Source organism: Pantoea sp. CFSAN033090, from assembly GCF_001264395.1.
Lineage (GTDB): Bacteria > Pseudomonadota > Gammaproteobacteria > Enterobacterales > Enterobacteriaceae > Pantoea > Pantoea agglomerans.
Genome location: NZ_LGYX01000007.1, coordinates 245,648 through 268,116, shown reverse-complemented (window position 1 = coordinate 268,116; position 22,469 = coordinate 245,648). Strand labels below are relative to the sequence as shown.

The following is a 22,469-nucleotide window of genomic DNA, read 5'->3' as shown; positions in this document are numbered from 1 at the left end:
TTTGCGGAATAACTATAGTGCTCTTGCCGGATTAGGATTGTTATTTTTTAAGCAAAACCTGATTCATAACGCCTCTTTGCCAGAGAGGGTTGTGAATCAGGTTTTTTTTTGCATCGGCTATAGCCGGGGAAAAGAATCAGCGACTTTTTTTTGGCGTCCAGTTTTGCTGATAAGCATTTAATGGAAGGAGTCATTAACATGAGGGGAAAGCGCGGTATTCCGTTATTTATTTTACTGTTTTTGCAGCCATCTGGCGCATGGGCTGACTTTTCCGACGCATTATCGTTCTCTGACAATGCTTTCCTGCGTGATTCGCAACTCGATCTCAGACTGCGTAATCACTGGAAGTATCTCAAGGAAAATGAAGCGCAGCCTGCCGCTGTTCATAATGCCTGGGGGCAGGCGGCAAGCCTGAATTTTCGTTCCGGCTATCAGTGGGACTGGCTGGGTTTCGATGCAACTTATACCCGAGCGATCAGGCTGGGAGCCAGCGACTACTTTGCCACGCGCGACCTGCTTTACGACAGCGGCGGTCATCAGCAAAAAGCTGACGCGCACGGCTTCAGCAAGTTTGGTGAACGCTATCTGAAAGTGAAGCTGGGGGACGCGAATGCGGGATTTAAAGGAAAAGCGGGCTGGCAGGAGTTAAAAAACATCGGCGTGCTGACCACCACGGACCGCTTGTCACGCAACAGTTACTCAGGCTATAGCGGCGCGCTGAACGTGCAGAAGATACGGCTGGATTTGGCTTACGTGACCAAAACGCTTCGCCACGACTCGCCGGAGAGTCTTGCCCTGCAAACCCAGGACCGACGAAAAATTAATGCGATCTATACCGGCGCACTGAGCTATACCGGTGATCGCGGACGTCTCGCCTACGCATTTGGCGAAGCGGAAGCCTACCAGCGGCGTCATGTTATCGAAGCGAATTACTCGCTCTCGCCGGACTGGCGCTTGTCCTCTCAAATTTATGGCAGTCAGGGGCTGGAAAATTATAAAAGCATGGCGGCCAGCAAAAGATCGTTCGATAACCACGCGTGGCACTATGTCGGTGAAGCAGACTGGATTAACGACAGATGGACACAGAAATTCGCTGCCGCCTGGACTTCGGCGCCCAAACATAATGCGGTGGGATATTATGTGCGCCCGCTGACAAAAAATACCCGTGGACGTTTCAACGCCCTGACCTCTGCCGGAAAAGATTATACCCGTGATAAAGAACTGGCGCTGGTGTCGCAGACGGAATTTGAAATTTCAAAAGGCATTTTTAGCGGGTTTCAGATTAACTATGGACAGTTTAATTACCGTAATACGCGTATACGTTCGGGGGAAGTTGCGCTCATAAATCGCTTCATCGAACCCCATCCGGTCCTGAAGGATTTATCGGTCTTTACGCTATTCGGTTATGGCTGGTCATATAAGAATAATAAAGAAACGCCGGTTTTTAATGCGCAAGGGAAATATATGCGTTCTCCCAGCCTTTCTGCCGAGATCGCGGTTGAGTATAAATTAAACCTGTTCAGATAAGGAAAATACGATGAAAAGAATTTTTAAAGCGTTGCTGATTCTTATTGTGGTTGGGGCTGTCGCAGGCGAAGCCTTTGCCGCCGATGTCACTCTCTACGTTACGCGGCATGGTAAAACGATGTTCAACACGGTGCATCGCGCGCAGGGATGGGCAGATACTCCGCTAACGCCAGCGGGGGTAGAGGTGGCGCAAAAGCTGGGACGCGGTCTGCAGACGATCCCGTTTATCGCCGTCTGGTCCAGCGATGCTGGCAGAGCGAGAGAAACCGCGCAGCTTGTGATGCAGGCATGGAAAACGCCGCTGCCGCTGAACGAACGCCGGGAATTGCGGGAAGTGGGCTTTGGCCTGTATGAGGGCGATCTGAATAATCATATGTTGAACGATGCCGCCCATCAGTTGGGATTTGCATCCGATACGGCGCTAATGGAGGCCTATGGCAAAGGCAAGGTTCATGTCGACAGGATCATAGACGCTATCCGGCAGGCGGAAGCGTCAGGCACGCCGGCACTGAGAGGCATTAAATCAGCAGGCATGGCCGAAAGCTATCAGCAGGTTGCGAAGCGAATGGTCGATAGCCTGACTGAGATAGCGCAGCAGGCCCGGCAGCAGGGCGGCGGTAACGTTCTGGTGGTCACGCATGGCCTGGCGATTACAGCGCTACTGCAGGCGCTTGGCGATACGTCGTTAAACCAGACGCTGGACAATGCGAGCGTGACCCGGCTGCGCTATACCGACAGCGGAGAGTTCGTGATTGAATCCATCAACGATATGAGTTACGTAGAGCGCGGCTTATAACTTCCGCAACATACGCACTTCGCAATCGACATGGCCTGTGCAGCCCATCGCGCTGTCGATATGCTCAAAGCCGAGTGACTCATAAAGTTTAATGGCCCGCGTCAGGCTGGCGGTGGTTTCCAGATAGCAGCGACGGAAGCCGTGGCTGCGTGCATGTTCTATCGCCCGCAGCGCCAGTTCGCGAGCCAGACCCTGACCGCGCACCTCCGGCAGAAAGTACATCTTTTGCAGTTCGCAGATATCGGGCGCGCTACAGGCGAGCGGCGCAACACCGCCGCCGCCGACCACCTTGCCCTGATACTCAACAATCCAGTAGGCGCTCTGTTCGGCACTGTAGAGCTCAAACAGCTGGTCGAGCTGCGGATCGGAAACGGTGTAGCCCTTGTCAGCCGTCAGGCCGAACTCCGCGGAAACGTCGCGGATCACCTGGGCGATATGCGGATTATCGGCGGCAGTAATCGGCCGCACCTGGAGGTCAATAAGCGGGGTGGCGCTGGTCGTCATCATCTCTTCCGGATTTGTACGAGGTCAATAAAAAAGCCGGGCAAGCCCGGCTTTATGAATAAGCTGTCAGCTAAGACGCTTACAATGCCGCAATGACCGCCTGCTGTTCAATCAGTTTTGTTTTTGATTGTTGCAGGTCCGCTACGCGTTCGCGCTCTTTCGCCACCACCGCTTCCGGGGCGCGCGAAACAAAGCCTTCGTTCGCCAGCTTGGTCTCGATCTTCTCGATTTCCACATCCAGCTTAACCAGCTCTTTCGCCAGACGCTCCAGCTCGGCGGTTTTATCCACCAGATCCGCCATCGGGATCAGCAGCTCTGCGCCTTCGACCAGTTTGGTCACCGACACCGGACCTTTCTCGCCCGCAGGCAGAATGGTCAGGCTTTCCAGACGCGCCAGGCGCGACAGGAAGTTGCGGTTAGCTTCAACGCGACGCAGTGCCGCAGGCGAGCAGTCACGCAGCAGCACATCCAGCGGCTTGCTCAGTGCGATATTCATCTCGGCACGGATATTACGCACCGCCACGATCGCCTGTTTCATCCACTCAATGTCCGCTTTCGCTTCGGCATCTTCTTTCGCCGCATCGTACTGCGGGAAAGGCTGCAGCATGATGGTGTCGTCGCTGATATTTTTCAGCCCCTTCACGCGCTGCCAGATGGTTTCAGTGATAAACGGAATGATCGGATGCGCCAGACGCAGCAGCGCTTCCAGCACGTGAACCAGCGTATGACGGGTGCCACGCAGTTCAGATTCACTGCCGCTGTTCATGACCGGCTTGGTCAGCTCCAGATACCAGTCGCAGAACTGGTTCCAGGTGAAGTCATACAGCAGGTTAGCCGCGATATCGAAACGGTAGCTATCCAGCGCTTCACGGTACGCTTTCACCGTGTTGTTGAACTCGGTCAGGATCCAGCGATCTGCCAGCGACAGCGTCATTTCGCCGCCATTCTGTCCGCAATCCTGCTCTTCGGTGTTCATCAGCACAAAGCGGCTGGCGTTCCACAGCTTGTTACAGAAGTTGCGATAGCCTTCCAGTCGCTTCATGTCCCAGTTGATGTCGCGACCGGTAGAGGCCAGCGCCGCCAGGGTGAAACGCAGCGCATCGGTGCCTGATGGCTCGATGCCGTCCGGGAACTGCTTCTCGGTACGTTTGCGGATTTTCTCCGCCAGCTGTGGCTGCATCATGTTGCCGGTGCGTTTTTCCAGCAGCGCTTCCAGTGAAATGCCGTCGACCATATCCAGCGGGTCAATCACGTTGCCCTTGGATTTCGACATCTTCTGACCTTCTTCATCACGGATCAGACCGGTCATGTAGACGGTTTTAAACGGTACCTGTGGTTTGCCGTTTTCATCTTTGATGAAGTGCATGGTCAGCATGATCATGCGGGCAATCCAGAAGAAGATGATGTCGAAGCCGCTGACCAGCACACTGGTCGGATGGAAAGTACGCAGCGCTTCGGTGTTTTCCGGCCAGCCCAGGGTGGAGAAGGTCCACAGACCTGAGGAGAACCAGGTATCCAGCACGTCATCATCCTGACGCAGCGCCACATCGGCGGCCAGGTTATTCTCGGCGCGCACTTCGTCTTCGGTGCGGCCGACGTAGACGTTACCGTTGTCGTCATACCACGCCGGGATGCGGTGACCCCACCAGAGCTGACGGGAGATACACCAGTCCTGAATATCGCGCATCCAGGAGAAATACATGTTTTCGTACTGCTTCGGTACAAACTGGATGTCGCCGTTTTCAACGGCTTCAACCGCGACTTTCGCCAGCGGTGCGGTACGCACATACCACTGGTCAGTCAGCATCGGCTCGATAACCACGCCGCCACGGTCGCCGTAAGGCACGGTCAGATCGTGGGGTTTGATCTCTTCAAGCAGGCCGAGTTCATCGACAGCGGCAACAATCGCTTTGCGCGCCGCAAAGCGTTCCATGTTCTGGAAAGCCGCCGGGATCTCATCGGAACAGGCATCGCTGGCTTCGCCATTGGTGTCATACACCTGAGCACGGTCGCGGATATCGCCGTCGAAGGTCAGGATGTTGATCATTGGCAGTTTGTGACGACGGCCGACTTCATAGTCGTTGAAGTCATGCGCCGGGGTGATCTTGACGCAGCCGGTGCCTTTTTCCATGTCGGCATGTTCGTCGCCAACGATAGGGATCAGGCGGCCAACCAGCGGCAGCATCACAAATTTGCCGATCAGATCTTTGTAACGTGGATCTTCCGGGTTAACGGCGACGCCGGTATCACCCAGCAGGGTTTCCGGACGGGTGGTGGCGACCACCAGGTAATCTTTGCCGTCGGCGGTTTTTGCGCCGTCAGCCAGTGGATAGCGGATATGCCACATCGAGCCTTTGCTCTCGCGGTTTTCCACTTCCAGGTCGGAGATTGCGGTACGCAGTTTTGGATCCCAGTTCACCAGGCGTTTGCCACGGTAGATCAGGTTCTCTTTATAGAGGCGAACAAACACCTCTTTCACGGCGTTGGAAAGGCCATCGTCCATGGTGAAGCGCTCGCGCTCCCAGTCGACGGAGTTGCCCAGACGGCGCATCTGGCGGGTAATGGTGCCGCCGGATTCTGCTTTCCACTGCCAGATTTTGTCGATGAACGCATCACGGCCATAGTCCTGGCGCGTTTTGCCCTCTTCAGCCGCAATTTTGCGCTCAACCACCATTTGCGTGGCGATGCCCGCGTGGTCCGTACCCGCCTGCCACAGGGTATTTTTCCCCTGCATGCGCTGGTAACGGATCATGGTGTCCATGATGGTTTGCTGGAAGGCGTGACCCATGTGCAAGCTACCGGTGACGTTCGGCGGCGGGATCATGATGCAAAAGCTTTCCTGGCTGGTATCGCCATTCGGTTTGAAGTAGCCCTGCTTTTCCCAATGCTCGTAAAGCGGCTGCTCGATATCTTGCGGGTTATATGTCTTTTCCATTTCTGCTATGTCGTTTGCGGCTGTGGTGGCGCTGCCGTATTCAATTGGAATCCAACGCTGCGATACGCTTTATAGCGGTCGCGCGCCAGTTGTTTGAGCGTGTCTTCGTAAGGAACGAAGTCTATCACTTCATGGAAAGCAGTAGCAAAATCTGCGAAGTGGGGCAGCAGGCTAATCAGCAGGTCGCGCGGTGAACTGCCGCGACGCTGTGGCCAGGCCAGCTCAACCGGCGCACCGTAGCGCGGGCCTTCACCCGCCAGGTTGTGTGGCACAAAGGCGTTTGCCGGTCGTTGCCACAGCGCTTCGTCGAGACGAATGGCTTGCTGTTCATCTTCGCAGGCGATCAACACCCGCTTTCCGGCCCGCCAGCGTGTTTCCGCCAGATTGCACACCAGCGCTTCAACGGCGCTAAGGCCATCGCTCGTTGCATCGGTTTCCAGCACGTAGAAGGTTGCGTTTTTCATCGGTTTGCTCATCAGAAGATCAAGGGCGGAATGATATCCGCCCTTGCTGTCAGAAAAGAGGGCGCTTAATCGTCGCCGTTCAATCCTGCCCGATTCAACAGAAATTGCGATAGCATCGGCACCGGACGTCCGGTGGCGCCTTTGGCCTTGCCGGAGCGCCAGGCGGTACCGGCGATATCCAGGTGTGCCCAGTTATATTTGCGGGCAAAGCGTGCCAGGAAGCAGGCGGCGGTAATCGCGCCGCCGGGACGGCCACCAATGTTCGCCATATCGGCAAAGTTGGACTCCAGCTGCTCCTGGAACTCATCCGCCATCGGCAGACGCCAGGCGCGATCGCCCGACTGCTCCGAGGCGCTGATCAGCTCATGCGCCAGCGGATTGTGGTTCGACAGCAGGCCGCTGATGTGATGACCCAGCGCAATCACGCAGGCACCGGTCAGCGTCGCCACGTCAATCACCACTTCCGGATCGAAACGTTCGACGTAGGTCAGCGCATCGCACAGGACCAGGCGACCTTCGGCGTCGGTGTTCAGCACCTCAACCGTCTGGCCGGACATGGTGGTCAGCACATCGCCCGGACGCATCGACCGGCCATCCGGCATGTTTTCACAGCCTGCCAGCACGCCGACCACGTTCAGTGGCAGATTCAGCTCTGCCACCATACGCATCACGCCATAGACGGCGGCCGCGCCGCACATGTCATACTTCATTTCGTCCATGCTGTCGGCAGGCTTGATGGAGATGCCGCCGGAGTCAAAGGTCAGCCCTTTACCCACCAGCACAATCGGACGTGCTTCCGCATCCGGATTGCCTTTGTACTCAATTACCGACATCAGCGATTCGTTTTGCGAACCGGCCCCGACCGCGAGATAGGCGTTCATGCCCAGCTCTTTCATCTGCTGTTCACCAATGACGCGGGTGGTGACATTTTTGCTGAAGGCATCCGCCAGCTGACGCGCCTGTGACGCCAGATAGGCGGCGTTACAGATATTAGGTGGCATGTTGCCGAGATCTTTAGCCGCTTTCATACCGGCCGCGACCGCTAATCCATGCTGGATCGCCCGTTCGCCGCTGGTGAGTTCACGGCGGGTCGGCACGTTAAAGACCAGCTTGCGCAGCGGACGACGTGGCTCCGCTTTGTTACTTTTCAGCTGGTCAAAGTTGTAGAGCGCCTCTTTAGAGGTCTCTACTGCCTGACGCACTTTCCAGTAGGTGTTACGGCCTTTGACATGCAGTTCGGTCAGGAAGCAGACCGCTTCCATTGAGCCGGTGTCGTTGAGCGTGTTAATGGTTTTCTGAATGACCTGCTTGTACTGGCGTTCATCCAGCTCACGCTCTTTACCGCAGCCAATCAGCAGAATACGCTCGGACAGGATATTTGGCACATGATGCAGCAGCAGTGTCTGGCCCACTTTTCCTTCCAGCTCGCCGCGGCGCAGCAGGGCGCTGATGTAGCCGTCGCTGATTTTATCCAGCTGCTCGGCAATCGGTGACAGACGACGCGGTTCGAAAACGCCAACGACAATGCAGGCACTGCGCTGTTTTTCCGGGCTTCCGCTTTTTACACTGAACTCCATGCACTCTCCTGAATCTTAAAGACAACGGCCGCTGCTGCCGCTAGAATGTAGCGCGCTCATGACCCATTTATTCATCGTCGCAGCATGACATTCTGCTGCTGGAGGTCATAATGAATCAGGGTGACAAGATGTTGTTTTTTCACCACCCGGACGCGTTTTTCATACAAATTTAGCTACGGCGACGGCCATTGATGAAGAAAAATGGCTGATAAGCGTTGAAACTAGCGATTTTCCTGCAAAAAGACAAGTTTTCACAGGCGTACTAAGCGTGATCATCATTAGATATCTGGTTCGGGAAACGCTCAAAAGCCAGCTGGCTATCCTGTTTATCCTGCTACTCATCTTCTTTTGTCAGAAGTTAGTCAGGATCCTGGGTGCCGCGGTGGATGGCGAAGTGCCGACAAACCTCGTTCTGACCTTGTTAGGACTCGGTGTGCCTCAAATGGCACAACTTATACTGCCCTTAAGTCTGTTTCTGGCGATCCTGATGACGCTGGGGCGGCTCTACACGGAAAGTGAAATTACCGTGATGCACGCCTGCGGCCTGAGTAAGGCCGTCCTGGTGAAAGCGGCGATGGTTCTGATGCTGTTTACCTCGATAGTGGCGGCCGTGAACGTCATCTGGCTGGGGCCGTGGTCATCCCGCTATCAGGATGAGGTGACGCAGAACGCCAAAGCGAACCCGGGCGCGGCGGCAATGGCCGCCGGGCAGTTCCAGACCTCCAGCGACGGCAGCGCCGTGCTGTTTGTCGAGGATGTGAAGGGCAACAACTTTGGTAACGTGTTCCTGGCGCAGTTACGGCCAAAGGGCAACGCGCGTCCTTCAGTGGTGCTGGCTGACAGCGGTCACATGGAGCAGCATAAAGATGGCTCGCAGGTGGTGACGCTGGATAAAGGCACCCGTTTTGAGGGCACCGCTCTGCTGCGTGATTTCCGTATCACCGACTTCACCAATTATCAGGCCATCGTAGGCTATAAAGCGGCAACGCTCGATCCTAACGATGCAGAACAGGCAAGTCTGACTGACCTGTTCGCAAACAAGACACCTGAGTTTCAGGCCGAGCTGCACTGGCGTCTGACGCTGGTGTTTGCGGTGCTGGTGATGGCGCTGATGGTGGTACCGCTCAGCGTGGTGAACCCACGTCAGGGGCGTGTGCTGTCGATGCTGCCCGCCATGCTGCTCTATCTGATTTTCTTCCTGTTGCAGAGTTCGCTGAAGTCGAGCGGCGCGAAAGGGCGGCTCGATCCGGCGCTCTGGATGTGGGTTGTAAATATCAGCTATCTGGTGCTGGCGGTGCTCCTTAACCTGTGGGATACGGTGCCGATGCGTCGGATTCGCGCCCGCTTTACCCGCGGAGGGTCGGTCTGATGTTTCGCGTACTTGACCGCTATATCGGTAAAACCATTTTCAATACCATCATGCTGACGCTGTTCATGCTGGTGTCGCTTTCCGGCATCATCAAGTTCGTCGATCAGCTGCGCAAGACCGGCCAGGGCAGCTACAACGCGCTGAGCGCCGGTTACTACACCCTGCTGAGCGTACCCAAAGATATTGAGATTTTCTTCCCGATGGCGGCTCTGTTGGGTGCACTGCTGGGACTGGGCGCGCTGGCGCAGCGCAGTGAACTGGTGGTGATGCAGGCGGCGGGCTTTACCCGCATGCAGGTTGCGCTGTCAGTGATGAAAACGGCGATTCCGCTGGTGTTGCTGACCATGGCGATTGGCGAGTTTGTTGCGCCGTCGGGCGAGCAGATGGCGCGTAATTACCGGGCGCAGCAGCTTTACGGTGGCGCACTGGTCTCGACGCAGAACGGTCTTTGGGCGAAAGATGGCAATAGCTTTATCTTTATCGAGCGCATTAAAGGCGACAACGAAATTGATGGCGTGAGCATCTACAGCTTTAACGATCAGCGTCGTCTGCAGAGTGTGCGTTACGCGGCGACGGCGACCTGGGATGCGGCTAAGAAGCGCTGGATACTGTCGCAGGTTGATGAGTCTAATCTCACCGATCCGAAGCAGATTACCGGTTCACAGAGCCTGAGTGGCGAGTGGAAAACCAATCTGACGCCGGACAAGCTGGGTGTGGTTGCGCTGGATCCGGACGCGTTATCGATTCGCGGTCTGCATAGCTACAGCAAATATCTGAAGCAGAGCGGCCAGGAATCGGGACGTTATCAGCTGAATATGTGGAGCAAAATCTTCCAGCCGTTGTCGGTGGCGGTGATGATGCTGATGGCGCTGTCGTTTATCTTTGGTCCGCTGCGTAGCGTGTCGATGGGTGTGCGTGTCGTAACCGGTATCAGCTTTGGCTTCCTGTTCTACGTGCTGGACCAGATTTTCGGTCCGCTGAGTCTGGTTTACGGTCTGCCGCCGATTCTGGGGGCGATTCTGCCGAGTTTTGCGTTCTTCGCTATCAGTATGTTTATGTTGATTAAGCGGCGCTAAGCGCAGTAAATGCAGTAAAAGAAAAGGCCGCGCAAGCGGCCTTTTTTGTGACCGGTGTTCAGGCTCAGGGCAGGCTCCCATCGCTTTACGTTTGGTATCCGTCTGGAAGAGGCGGTTCCAGCGACGGTTTCAGCGGCTTTATTCTGCGCTAATGCCCTGTTTATGCGGAGTGCCGGGTCGTCTCTTTCAGTGTCCTGATAAGTTGCTCTCTGTTCAGGGCTACGCAATAGGCGGGCGTTCCACGCTCGAAACGCCAGCCTTCCGCTAACGATCCCGCATCCACCGCATCAAATCCAAAGGCTTCATATAATGCCGTGGCGGTCGCTTTCCCTTCGCTATCATCTGCCGCCAGCGGTAACGCCTGCCGGTTGGCATCGCCCGGCGGCAGGCCCTGCGTTTCAAGATCGGTCATGCGGATGGCATTGAATGCCTTGGTGATGCGGCTGTCAGGAAGCAGGCGGGCAAGCCGTTCACTGGTGCTGATGCGGCCATTGAGCAGCTCTTCAATTTCGCCATCGCGGTCGGGATAGTAATTAACCGCATCAAGCACGATTTTTCCCCGCAATCCTGTGGCCGGAAGTTGTTCCGTTGCCGTGAGCGGCACGGCAACCACCACCACGTCGCCGAACTCTGCGGCCTCGGTGGCGGTGCCGGTTTCACAGCCAATCATCGGTTTCAGGCTGAACAGCGTTCGTGGATCACGCGAGTTGCTGAGCATCACCTGATGTCCCGCCTGAATCGCCAGTTTTGCAATCGCCCGGCCAACAAAGCCTGCGCCAATAATGCCTATTTTCATACGTTTCTCCTCGATGAGTTTCACGCACTGACCTTAATTAAAAACAGGAGGTGAATAAATCGACAAACAGACGCAATATAAACAACAAACAGGAGGGAATCATGGATCGGCTCACCAGCATGAACGTGTTTGTTACCGTCGCGGAATCGGGCTCGTTTGCTGCCGCAGCCGGGCATTTGCAAATCTCACCGCAGATGGTGGCGAAGCATATCGCCATGCTGGAGATGCATCTCGGTACGCTGCTTCTGCATCGCACCACCCGACGACAAAGTCTGACGGATGTGGGCCGCAACTATTTCGAACGCTGCAAAATCGTGCTGGCAGAGGTGCAGGAAGCGGATGCGATCGCGCTGGATATGCAGCAGCGGCCGTCCGGTACGCTGAAGGTCAGCGCCCCGGTCACGTTTGGTTCTTTTAGCCTGGCGCCGTTTGTGACCCGCTATCTTGACCGGTTTCCGGAAACGCAGGTCGATCTTGAACTCAGCGATCGGCTGGTCGATCCGTTTGAAGAGGGTTATGAGGTGGTGATCCGGATTGGTGCGCTGGCGGACAGTTCGATCATTGCCCATCCACTGCAGCCCTACCGGCTGATAGCCTGCGCGTCGCCAGCCTATCTGGCGCGGCACGGTGTGCCCGCCACGCCAGCGGAGCTGGTGAACCACGCCTGTCTCGTTTATGGCATCTGGTCGCCATCAAAACCCTGCCGCTGGGTATTCAGCCAGGCCGGTAAGGTTGAAGAGGTACATCCGCAGGGGCGCATGCGATCGAATGACTGGAAAGCGCTCCTGCATGCGGCGCTGGAGGGTTATGGCATTACCCTGGGGCCGGCCTCCATTCTCTCTGAAGAGATCAGACAGGGGCGGCTGGTCCAGGTGCTGCCCGATTATGCCGGGCCAGCACGACCCATGCATGTGCTGATCCCGGCGGGCCGCCGCCAGACGGTGAAAATCCGCAGCTTTGTTAGCGCCATTATCACCGAGTTTGGCCTCTATCCACCCCAATCCGGTTAAACCAGGCGGTTATCGGCTCAGCAGCGGGAGTAACTGAGGCAGCTGCGACAACAGGTAGAGAATCAGCCCGATGGTGCCGCCAACCAGCGTGCCGTTGATGCGGATAAACTGCAGATCTTTGCCGATATTAAGTTCGATCTGCTGCGACATGTCGCGTGCATCCCAGCTCTTCACGGTGTCGCTGATATGGCGCGTCAGGAAGCCAGCAAACTCTGGCGCAACGCTGCGTGCGGCCTGTTCCAGATGCTGATTCATCGAGTCACGCAGCGCCGGGTCGGCCGCCAGGGTTTCGCCCAGCCACAATGCTGCACCGCGCACTTTCTCCTGCACCCGTGAATCATCGCTGCTGAGATCCGCTTTGAGCCAGTTGCGCATATCATTCCACAGCTCGCCAATGTAGCGGTTGAATGAGGCATCTTCTTTCAGCCAGCCTTTAATCTCCTCGGCACGCTCTGCCATTTCCGGGTCGTTCTGCAGTTTAACGATCAGTTTGTCGACCGCCCGATTGAAGCCGAGGCGTAGCTCATGCCCCTGATCCAGCGCCACATCATCCAGCAGTGAATCGACTGCGTTTGCCACCAGCTCGGCGCTGTGCTCGCCCAGCCATTCGGTCGGCAACATTTTGGCTTTGATCGGATGCTCGCGTTTCAGCCAGCGCACCAGCTGCATGGCAATAAACTCGCGGGTGCTGGGCTTGTGCAGCAGCTTCAGCAGCTGTTCGATTGCCGCATCCAGCAGCGCCTGATGACGGTTGTTTTTCGTCAGGCTCTCCAGCAGCAGGGCGCTGGTCTGGCTGAGATCGACCTTGTCGATGGCGCGATGTACTGCGCGGCGCATGAAATTCTGGATCCGTGTGTCATCGGTCAGATCAAGGAAGCCGCGCATGACCTGCAGCAGATGGCGGCCAATGCGGTCAGCATTGCCCGGCGCATTCAGCCATTGCGCCAGCAGATTTGACGGGTCGTGACGGCGAATCAGATTCAGCAGCGAGTCGGTATCAAGAAACTTCTCCTGCACAAAGCGACCAAGGTTTTCACCGATACGATCTTTGTTGCGCGGAATGATGGCGGTATGACGCGAGATAAAGGGCACCGGCACGCGCCGGAACAGTGCGACCACCGCGAACCAGTCCGCCAGCGCGCCGACCATCGCAGCTTCCGCTATCGCCTTTACGCCGCTGACCCAGAAGCCGGGCGGCAGAAAAAGCGTAACGATAAAGGTAATTGCAGCCAGCAGTAACAGCAGCAGCGCCAGACGTTTCGTCCGTTTCAGTTCGTGTTGTTTATCCATATCCTGATCTTAGCAGAGAGCCGGTTTCATCGGCGACGACCACCCAGCAGGCTGCCGAGTACGCCACGGATGATCTGATTGGTAATCTGGCGCGTAGCGCTTTTCGCCATGGTCTGCACCACGCCATCGTGCTTGCCGCCGCGCGGGCCGGTTCGGCCAAACAGGATCTCTTTCAGCCCGCCGAGAATGCCGTTATCTACCGCGACGTCGTCGCCTTTCGCCGGGGGCGCGCTGGCCTGATCGCTGGCGGCCTGAAACCCTTTTTGCAGCTTCTCAAATGCCGATTCGCGATCAACTTCGCTGTCATATTTGCCATAGAGGGGTGAATGGTTGATCAGGCCGTTGCGCTCATCGCCGGTGACCGGACCCATACGTGAGCCGGGTGCAATGACCATGGCGCGTTCTACCACCGACGGACTGCCTTTGGCATCCAGGAAGGAGATTAGCGCTTCGCCGGTGCCCAGCGCCTGAATCGCCTCGACGCTGTCAAACGCTGGGTTGGCGCGCAGGGTATCGGCGGCGGTTTTTACCGCTTTCTGATCTTTGGGGGTGAAGGCGCGCAGGGCGTGCTGAACGCGGTTGCCGAGCTGGCCCAGCACCCGATCGGGAATATCCGCCGGGTTCTGGGTGACGAACCAGACGCCGACCCCTTTGGAGCGGATCAGCCGCATGACCTGTTCTATTTTCTCCAGCAGCACCGGCGGCGCGTCGGTAAACAGCAGGTGCGCCTCATCAAAGAAAAACACCAGCTTTGGCTGATCGAGATCGCCCGCTTCCGGCAGATGCTCATAAAGCTCCGAAAGCAGCCACAGCAGGCTGGTGGCGTAGAGTTTCGGCATCTGGTAGAGCTTCTCAGCAGAGAGGATGTTGATGACGCCTTTGCCGTTGCTGTCGACACGCATCCAGTCGGCAATATCCAGCATCGGTTCACCAAAGAAGTGCTCCGCGCCCTGTTGCTCCAGCGTCAGTAACCCGCGCTGGATGGCGCCGACCGAGGCGCTGTTGATATTGCCGTAGTGGGTCTGGAAGCTTTTGGCGTTGTCACCGATGTATTGGGTCATGGCGCGCAGATCTTTGAAGTCCAGCAGCAGCAAACCCTGATCATCGGCGATGCGGAAAATAATCTGCAATACGCCACTCTGCACCTCATTCAGATTCAGCAGTCGCGCCAGCAGCAGCGGCCCGAGATCGGAGACGGTGGCGCGAACCGGATGACCTTTCTCGCCGAAGATATCCCACAGCACCACCGGATTGCTCTGCGGCTGCCAGTCGGTGACGCCGATTTTCGCCAGCCTCTCCTGCAGCTTTTCGCTGGACTGGCCAGCCATCGCCACGCCGGTCAAATCGCCTTTAACGTCAGCCATAAAGACCGGCACGCCGCTGGCGGAGAACGATTCAGCCAGTTTCTGCAGCGTAACGGTTTTACCGGTGCCGGTCGCGCCGGTGATCAGGCCATGGCGGTTGGCCATTTGCGGCAACAGATGAAGTTCGACGTCTGGCGTACGGGCAATCAGTAGCGGGGAAGTCATGATTTCCACTCTCAGGCATTGGGTTATGCCTGAAGGATAGCAAGCCGGAGCGGCACAGGAGGAGAACTATTCACCAAAAAAAGGCCGCTGCCCGGGGAGCAGCGGCCTGCAACAGTGGTTTACTTCTGCACCTCTTCAAAATTGAGCAGGCTGACCCCGATGCCCTGCTGCAGGTGACTGAGGTTGCTGCGCACCGCCACCTGGGTTGCGCCCTGTAACAGCATGACAAACGGCGAATCCTGCTGGATGCGGGTTTGCAGCCCGGTGTAGAGGTTGCGACGTTTCACCGCATCGCTCTCTCCTGCGGCGGCGCGGGTCTGTGCACTCAGCTCCGGAATCGTCCAGCCGACGCGCCACGCCAGGGTTTTGCCGCCGCCCGGCACGTTATAGGCAAAGGTGCTGGCATTGGTATTGGGATCGATGTAGTCCGCGCCCCAGTAAGTAAAGATGGCCTGGAAGTCCCGGCTGCGCATTTTGCTCCACAGCTCCGATTCCGCCACCGGCTGGATATCAAGCTGCACATCCGCTTTGGCAAAGCTGGCCTGCAGTGCCTGCGCCACATCAATGTAAGGTGGCTGGTTCACCACCGTCAGCGCGATATGGGTGCCAGGTTTGATGCCGCCTTTTTGCAGTATCGCCTGTGCCTTTTTCAGATCGTAATGGAACGGTGTCGTGTTCAGCGCACCATCGAAGCCGTCCGGCAGGAAGCTCTGATGAATGCGGTACTGACCTTTCAGCAGCTGGTTCGCCAGGCTGTCATAGTCAACCAGCCAGCGCGCCGCCTGCCACAACGCCGGATTCCCCAGCGCCGGTTGCTGCGGGCTTTGGGTGTTAAAGCCCAGGTAGTAAACCAGGCTGGACGGGAAGGCATCAATACGCACATTGGCGGTGTTCTTCAGCGCGGTAATCTGATCTGGGCCGAGCTGATAGGCGACATCCACATCACCCTGCTGGATCAGCAGACGGCGGCTGCCTGGATCGGCCACACCTTTCAGCAATACCCGCTTCAGATGCGGCTTCCGGATGCTGTTGGGATTAGCTTCCAGCACCAGCGCCTGCAGCGGGACAAACTGTTTGATGGCATAGGCGGCGCTGCCGGCGGAATGCACCTTCAGCCAGCTATTGCCGTAATCGTTGTTGCTGGCGTGCTGCTGCGCCAGTTTGCTGTCGACGATGGAGGAGACCGGTGCGGTCAGCAGGCGCAACGCCAGATCGCTGCCGATCTCCGCTGGCCAGCGCAGCTCAAGCTGGTGGTCGTTGATCACCGTGAACTGCTGATCGATATTTTCCGGCGTCCAGCCAAATTCACCCAGAATAAAAGAGGGCGCTTTATTGAGTTTTACTGCACGGGTTAATGAGAAGACCACATCCTGTGCGGTCACGGGATGACCACTGGCGAAGCGGGCCTGCGGATTAAGATCAAACACCAGGCTGTGAGGCGTTTTGCCTGCCTGCCAGCGCGTGGCCGCCAGCGGCGAGAGCTGCTGCGGATTCTGATGGTCCGGCTCCAGCAGCGTCTGATAGATATTGCGCAGGCTGCTGTTGCTGACGGTCTCAAAACTTTCAGCCGGGTCGAAACTGATGATGCCATCAAGCGGAACGGCAATCACCAGGGTGTCGCCAGGCGTGGCGGCGTGTGCCGGGTGAACCAGTGCCAGAGCCGTAAACAGGGACAAGAGTGTTTTTCGCATGGAGAGTTATCCTGAGTCGTTGATAGCTCTACTCTATCGGGCGCCGGATAATCTCCAAATGCGGGTTTCTTATGAGCTTTGCACAATTATTAGCGTAGTCGTTCAGGCAAAGAGAAAAAATAAGATAATGACGGTCAGTTATTATTTTATTGTCATTTTACAGCGGGCAGAATAAAGCCGGATTTACTCAGCCGATCACAAATTGCGCACAGTCTGATTGTATGACTATCAAAGTCACTATAGTGTTAACGATGAGAATCATTCTCTTGTATGGAAGTATGATATTTTTTTATCGGTTATCTGGCGTGATGATGTCAGGGCGAAAATAATAACCCTCATTCCTGCGTTAAAAGAGTTAAATACCCGATGTTTATGCGGTTTTACCCCCGATTTCCGCGCTGTAAATCTTTTACCTCTCCGCAACCCTTTCGCAACACCATGATAAACTTTCACTAAGACACATCTTAAATTCAATTTTTACATTCAGACATATCTATATCCCTAAGATTGCCAGGTTATTAACCGATAAGTTCCGTTAGTCACCGAACCATAATTCTACCTGCCCTTGTCTGTTCTGCCGTCGTCTGTGCCGCGTGCGTTGATCTCTGCGGGGAATTTTCCGCCTGCACTCAGCCTTTCAGCTTCATAACAAATAAAGCGGGTATTTAGCAGATGAGAGTCGTGCGGATATGCTTTTAGAAAAACCCACCACCAGGCGTAAATTTTTGCTCGGTTCACTGCTGGCGTTGCCATTAAGTGAACTGGTCTTCAAAGGCATTACTGCGGCACAGGCAGCAGAAATGGCCGCACCGGAGTTAGCCGATTACAAACCGATCTTTTTTAGTGCCGATGAGTGGCAGTTTATCCTGGCCGCCACTGACCGTTTGATTCCGGCAGGCGGCAAAGGCAAAGCGCCGGGCGCGCTGGAAACTAACGTGCCGATCTTTATCGATCAGCAGCTGCACAGCGAAGCGTTTGGCAGCGAAATCTACATGCAGGGGCCGTTCAATACGCAGGCGCCCGCAACCATGGGTTACCAGATCCCGTTCCGCCCACAGCAGATGTATCAGACCGGTATCCGGCTGATTAATCAGTGGTCGCAGAACACCCATCAGAAAGCGTTTCATGCACTGACGCTGGAAGAGAAAGATGCGGTACTGACCCAGGTAAACAAAAACGAGATCGACTTTGCTGCACTGGGCGAAGCCGATCTTAAGCCTGCGCATTTCTTCAGCCAGCTGCTTTCCGATACCAAGCATGGCTACCTTGCTGACCCGATGTACGGCGGTAATAAAGGCATGAAAGCCTGGATCGCCATCGGCTTCCCCGGCGCGCGTGCCAGCTTCACCGAATGGGTGAAACAGCACAACGTTCCTTATCCGCTGGGTCCGGTCAGTGTGAAGGGCGAACGCGCGTAGGGCGCGTCCACATCAGGTATTTGAAACAGGATTATCATGGCACAGGTTACTAAAAAAGAAGTCGACGTCGTGGTCTGCGGCCTCGGCTGGGCAGGCTCGCTGATGAGCATCGAGCTGGCACTGGCAGGTCTGGACGTGCGCGCCCTTGAGCGCGGCGGCGATCGCGATTATGACGAGTTCGCCTACCCGAAACCGGCGGATGAATACGCCTATGCGGTGCGCAACAAAGTGTTTGCCACTCCCGCCGAAGTGGCGGTCACCGTGCGCTACAACAGCAGCCAGACGGCATTGCCAACCCGTAAATGGGGTGCGTTTGCACCGGGCACCGGCGTAGGCGGTTCCGGCCTGCACTGGACGGCGGTACTGATCCGTCCGACACCGACCGATATCAAACTGAAGACCTATGTCGACGAGGCTTACAAGCCGGGCATTCTGCAGGATGATATGCGGGTGATGGACTTCCCGTTCAGCTGGGAAGAGATCGAACCCTACTACTACAAATTCGAACTGATTTGCGGCCAGTCGGGCAACACCGGCAACCTGCGCGGCAAAATTCTGGAAGGCGGCGATCCGTTTGAAGGCCCGCGTTCTGAGCCTTATCCGCTGCCTGCGCTGGATGACACACTGAACAACGTGATGTTCAAAGAGGTGGCGACCAAACTCGGTTACCATCCGTTCCCGAACCCGTCGGCCTGTGTGTCGCGTGCGTGGAAAAACCCGTACGGCAACCAGATCGCGCCGTGCAACTACTGCGGCTACTGCAGTAAATATCCCTGCCTGAACTACTCCAAAGCGTCGCCGCAGACCGCCGTAATGGATTCACTGAAGCGTATGCCGAACTTCTCCTATGAAGTGAATGCGGAAGTGATCAAGGTCGTGCTGAACGATGATAAGAAAACCGCGAAAGGCGTGATCTACATCGATGCACAGGGCAACGAGTGCTTCCAGCCAGCGAAAATCGTGGTGCTGAGCAGCTTCCAGCTCTACAACGTGCGTCTGATGCTGCTCTCCGGCATCGGCAAGCCTTACAACCCGATTACCGAAGAGGGTGTGGTAGGGCGTAACTACGCGTTCCTGTCCAACGGCGGCGCAACGCTGTTCTTTAAAGATAAAAACTTCAATCCGTACGCTACGGCGGGCGCGACCGGCCAGATGTTTAACGATATCTCGCCAGGCAACTTCGACGGCCCATCACTTGGCTTCCTCGGCGGCGCGAAGATCCACAGCTCACAGGCGACCGGTACGCCGATCAGCACCGCGCTGCCAAAAGGCACGCCGACCTGGGGCATGGGATACAAGGAAGGTCTGGAGGAGTGGTACGGTCATTCGATGAAGATCAGCATCACCACCACCTGTCAGTCTTACCGCGATATCTATCTGGATCTCGATCCGAACTACAACGATCACCGTGGCCTGCCACTGCTGCGCATGACCTTCAACTGGAAAGAGAATGAGCTGAAGCTGCAGCAGCACCTGAAAGGCATCGTCGGCAATATCGCGAAAGAGCTGAACCCTGACAGCATGAGCATGAGCTTCCTGCCAATGGGTGCGGATTTCGATCTGACCAAATATGTCTCTACCCACAACGTGGGCGGTGCCGTAATGGGCGATAACCCGAAAACCTCGGCGCTGAATAAGTATCTGCAGAGCTGGGACGTGCATAACGTCTTTGTGCCGGGCGGCAACGCTTTCCCGCAGAACTTCCAGGCGAACCCGACCGATACCATCGGTGCGATCACCCTGATGGCGGCACAGGCGATCAAAGATCAGTATCTGAAAAATCCCGGCCCACTGGTACAGGCATAAGCGCATGAATAAGCTGAAACTGAAATCTTTTATCTTTGCCAACGCGGTGCTGTTAGCCAGCGGATTTGCGCTGCCGGTTCACGCCGAAGATGAAGCGCAACTGATTAAGCAGGGCGAATATCTCTCGCGGCTGGGCGACTGCATGGCGTGCCACTCACTGCCTGGCAAGCCTGACTATTCGGGCGGGCTGGCGATTGAGTCGAACCTTGGCACCATCTTCTCCACCAACATCACGCCCGATAAGCAGCACGGTATTGGCAACTACAGCGAGCAGCAGTTCTCGGACGCGGTGCGCAAAGGGGTATTACCGGACGGTTCGCATCTCTATCCGGCGATGCCTTATCCTGATTACGCCAAAATCAGTGATGCCGACATCCACGCGCTTTACGTCTACTTCATGAAAGGCGTGCAGCCAAGCGCAGAACAGCCGCCGGAAACCGATCTGAGCTTCCCGTTCAGCCAGCGCTGGGGCATGCGTTTCTGGAACTGGGCGTTCGCCTCGGATAAGCCTTTCCAGCCGATTGGTGGCGCTTCTGAAGAAGTTAATCGCGGTGCCTATATCGTGGAGAGTCTGGGCCACTGCGGCAGCTGTCATACGCCGCGCGGTCTGGGCATGAACGAGAAAGCGCTGGATAGCGGTGACGATAAATTCCTGGCAGGCGGCAGCCTGAATAACTGGGATGTGCCGTCACTGCGTGGCCTGCCGCGCTGGAGCGAGCAGGAAGTGGTGGACTACCTGCAGACCGGCCGTAACGATAAAGCGGCGGTGGGCGGCGAGATGACCTCGGTGATTGAGCACAGCAGCTCACACATGACCGACGCCGATCTGAAAGCCATCGCGGCCTACCTGAAGTTCCTGGGCGGCAACCCGCCATTGCAGGCGTACAACGTGCAGGAGCAGCAGGCAACGGAAGCGAAACTCACTGCCGCGAAGAACCTGAGCGAAGGCGAGCGTCTCTATCTGGATAACTGCGGTGCCTGTCACTTCGTGACCGGCAAAGGCGCGCCGGGGATCTTCCCGGAGCTGGATCAGGCGACGATCGTCAATGCCAAGGATCCAACCGGTCTGATCCACACCATCCTGGCCGGCGCACAGCAGCCTTCCACCGCGAAGGCCCCGTCGAAACTGGCGATGCCAGGCTTTGGTCAGCGTCTGAGTGATGATGAAGTCGCGCAGCTGGCGACCTTTATTCGTCAGGGCTGGAGCAATACCGCGCCAGCGGTGAGCAAAGATCAGGTTGCTGAAGTGCGTAAAACGCTGAAGTAATCGAGTTTTCCCCTCTGCCCGTCAGGAGAGGGGAAATCCCGGATTAGTGAAAGGTGCGCACCACTTCCAGCACGCCGTTAATGATGAACTGCACGCCCATACAGACCAGTAAAAATCCCATCAGGCGCGATATCGCCTCAATGCCGCTTTTACCCACCAGCTTCATGATGGCACCCGAACTGCGCAGTGAAATCCACAGAATCAGACTCACCAGCAGGAAGATCAGCACTGGCGCGACGGTGATGACCCAGGCCGGAAAGTCGACGCCGCTTCTTACCGTCGAGGCAGAGGAGATGATCATCGCAATGGTACCTGGCCCGGCCGTGCTTGGCATCGCCAGCGGCACAAAGGCGATATTCACTGGCTCTTTGGCTTCATCCAGCTCATCCAGTTTCTGCTTTGCTTCGACAGAATGGCCGGCAGGTTTAGCCGGGAACAGCATCCGAAAACCGATAAAAGCAACGATCAGGCCGCCCGCCATGCGCAGGCCAGGAATGGAGATGCCGAAGGTATTCAGCACCGCGCTGCCCGCGTACCACGCCACCATCATGATGGCGAACACATAGATAGAAGCCTGGCGCGCCTGTCGGTTGCGCTCCTGGAAGTTCATCTCACCCGCCAGCCCCAGGAACAGCGCCACGGTGGTAAGTGGATTGGCGAGCGGCAGGATCACCACCAGCCCCAGGCTGACTGCTTTAATTAACTCCAGCATGACAAATCGCCTTTTCCGTGGTGATTAGTGCTTCGGACGCTCCAGCGCCTCAAGCAGTTCCGGGAAGAAGTCCTGCAGGATTTCAGGCGTCATCAGTTCGGGATACTGCATCAGATGTTCGCGGATACGCTCGTTGATGTCCGGCAGCAGACGCTGGGCCGCGGCGCTGGCGGTGATTTTGTGCTTCTTCATAGCGCGCAGCAGATCGCCCGGCAGCGCGTCTTCGTCGTCGGCGTCATCCACCATCTCCAGCGCGTCCAGCTCGTCGAACATCTCCATCAGCGCTTCGGTCTGCGGCGTGCGCGACTCATATTCACGCGGATGTTCATCTTCCAGGAAACGCAGCATAGCGCGCATCGGCGTGCCGTCTGGCGTGGAAGGCGGCTCGGTAGCGAACCAGCTCAGCAGCTGATGCATGGTGACCTGATGGACGCGAAAGCCGCTGTCGACCAGCTCATCGGCCAGCAGCTCGGCGGTTTCGTTTTCAATCACGCAGATGTGGGTACGTTTGGGTTCGTACTGCTCCAGCCACTGGTAGATCTCTTCAATCACGCCATCGTCATACTCGAATTTTTTGGTGACATAGCTGTCGTCCTGTTCGTGAACGCAGGCCTGAATCTGATCGGGGTCGAAGTAAAGTGCGATGTTGATGCCTTTCATGCGTGCTGTCCTGTAGAAATCAAAACAACACTATAGCGCTCA

General features: G+C 56.5%; 18 protein-coding genes. 8 read left to right on the top strand and 10 right to left on the bottom strand.

Annotation, left to right across the window (positions count from 1 at the left end):
- Positions 1-198 precede the first annotated feature (198 nt).
- Entirely contained in the window at positions 199-1,527 is a 1,329-nt protein-coding gene (locus AFL22_RS08055; protein WP_052271161.1) for a hypothetical protein, read from the top strand.
- Positions 1,528-1,537: 10 nt separating this feature from the next.
- A complete protein-coding gene (locus tag AFL22_RS08050) occupies positions 1,538-2,323 on the top strand; it encodes a histidine phosphatase family protein (RefSeq protein WP_052271160.1) in 786 nt (261 codons plus the stop codon).
- On the opposite strand, the gene AFL22_RS08045 is transcribed toward AFL22_RS08050, so the two are convergent.
- From AFL22_RS08045 to pepA, 4 genes are all read right to left on the bottom strand, one after another.
- Positions 2,318-2,827 carry a GNAT family N-acetyltransferase gene (locus AFL22_RS08045; RefSeq protein ID WP_010251663.1) on the bottom strand — a complete coding sequence of 170 codons (510 nt, stop codon included), beginning with the start codon at positions 2,825-2,827 and terminating at the stop codon, positions 2,318-2,320. The two genes, AFL22_RS08050 and AFL22_RS08045, sit on opposite strands and share 6 nt — an antisense overlap.
- A 79-nt stretch (positions 2,828-2,906) precedes the next feature.
- Positions 2,907-5,762 (bottom strand): valine--tRNA ligase, encoded by a 2,856-nt coding sequence (locus AFL22_RS08040; RefSeq protein ID WP_010251660.1) that lies wholly within the window; start codon positions 5,760-5,762, stop codon positions 2,907-2,909.
- Between the two features lie 5 nt (positions 5,763-5,767).
- Positions 5,768-6,226, bottom strand: a complete 459-nt coding sequence (locus AFL22_RS08035) for a DNA polymerase III subunit chi (protein ID WP_010251657.1) — start codon at positions 6,224-6,226, stop codon at positions 5,768-5,770.
- A 65-nt stretch (positions 6,227-6,291) separates the two neighbouring features.
- A complete protein-coding gene (gene pepA / locus AFL22_RS08030; protein WP_010251654.1) occupies positions 6,292-7,803 on the bottom strand; it encodes a leucyl aminopeptidase in 1,512 nt (503 codons plus the stop codon).
- Positions 7,804-8,071: 268 nt separating this feature from the next.
- On the opposite strand from pepA, the gene lptF reads away from it, so the two are divergent.
- Positions 8,072-9,172 (top strand): LPS export ABC transporter permease LptF, encoded by a 1,101-nt coding sequence (gene lptF / locus AFL22_RS08025; protein WP_031592614.1) that lies wholly within the window; start codon positions 8,072-8,074, stop codon positions 9,170-9,172.
- Entirely contained in the window at positions 9,172-10,248 is a 1,077-nt protein-coding gene (gene lptG, locus AFL22_RS08020) for an LPS export ABC transporter permease LptG (RefSeq protein ID WP_010251648.1), read from the top strand. Before lptF ends, lptG begins: the two co-directional genes overlap by 1 nt.
- A 160-nt stretch (positions 10,249-10,408) precedes the next feature.
- Here lptG and AFL22_RS08015 read toward each other — a convergent pair whose 3' ends face one another.
- Complete coding sequence (locus AFL22_RS08015; RefSeq protein ID WP_052271159.1) at positions 10,409-11,044, bottom strand: NAD(P)-binding domain-containing protein; 636 nt, start codon at positions 11,042-11,044, stop codon at positions 10,409-10,411.
- A 101-nt stretch (positions 11,045-11,145) separates the two neighbouring features.
- Between AFL22_RS08015 and AFL22_RS08010 the strand changes: the two genes are divergently transcribed.
- On the top strand, positions 11,146-12,054 hold the full coding sequence (locus AFL22_RS08010; protein WP_052271158.1) for a LysR family transcriptional regulator: 909 nt from the start codon (positions 11,146-11,148) through the stop codon (positions 12,052-12,054).
- A gap of 9 nt (positions 12,055-12,063) precedes the next feature.
- Here the strand turns inward: AFL22_RS08010 and AFL22_RS08005 are convergent, their stop codons facing one another.
- From AFL22_RS08005 to AFL22_RS07995, 3 genes are all read right to left on the bottom strand, one after another.
- Positions 12,064-13,344 (bottom strand): DUF445 domain-containing protein, encoded by a 1,281-nt coding sequence (locus AFL22_RS08005; RefSeq protein ID WP_033759683.1) that lies wholly within the window; start codon positions 13,342-13,344, stop codon positions 12,064-12,066.
- A 26-nt stretch (positions 13,345-13,370) separates the two neighbouring features.
- Positions 13,371-14,873, bottom strand: coding sequence for a helicase HerA-like C-terminal domain-containing protein (locus AFL22_RS08000; protein ID WP_031592610.1), 1,503 nt, complete (start codon positions 14,871-14,873; stop codon positions 13,371-13,373).
- A 119-nt stretch (positions 14,874-14,992) separates the two neighbouring features.
- Positions 14,993-16,564 (bottom strand): ABC transporter substrate-binding protein, encoded by a 1,572-nt coding sequence (locus tag AFL22_RS07995; protein ID WP_052271157.1) that lies wholly within the window; start codon positions 16,562-16,564, stop codon positions 14,993-14,995.
- Positions 16,565-17,253: 689 nt separating this feature from the next.
- On the opposite strand from AFL22_RS07995, the gene AFL22_RS07990 reads away from it, so the two are divergent.
- From AFL22_RS07990 to AFL22_RS07980, 3 genes are read left to right on the top strand one after another with little or no spacing between them, the layout of a single operon-like run.
- Positions 17,254-17,982, top strand: a complete 729-nt coding sequence (locus AFL22_RS07990) for a gluconate 2-dehydrogenase subunit 3 family protein (RefSeq protein ID WP_010251628.1) — start codon at positions 17,254-17,256, stop codon at positions 17,980-17,982.
- A gap of 36 nt (positions 17,983-18,018) precedes the next feature.
- The gene (locus AFL22_RS07985) at positions 18,019-19,788 is read left to right on the top strand and encodes a GMC family oxidoreductase (RefSeq protein WP_010251625.1); all 1,770 of its coding nucleotides are present in this window, start codon (positions 18,019-18,021) and stop codon (positions 19,786-19,788) included.
- 4 nt (positions 19,789-19,792) lie between these two features.
- Complete coding sequence (locus AFL22_RS07980; RefSeq protein WP_052271156.1) at positions 19,793-21,055, top strand: cytochrome c; 1,263 nt, start codon at positions 19,793-19,795, stop codon at positions 21,053-21,055.
- Between the two features lie 43 nt (positions 21,056-21,098).
- Here AFL22_RS07980 and AFL22_RS07975 read toward each other — a convergent pair whose 3' ends face one another.
- Complete coding sequence (locus tag AFL22_RS07975; protein ID WP_010671772.1) at positions 21,099-21,767, bottom strand: MarC family NAAT transporter; 669 nt, start codon at positions 21,765-21,767, stop codon at positions 21,099-21,101.
- Positions 21,768-21,791: 24 nt separating this feature from the next.
- A complete protein-coding gene (locus tag AFL22_RS07970; protein ID WP_010251615.1) occupies positions 21,792-22,427 on the bottom strand; it encodes a hypothetical protein in 636 nt (211 codons plus the stop codon).
- Positions 22,428-22,469: the final 42 nt, after the last annotated feature.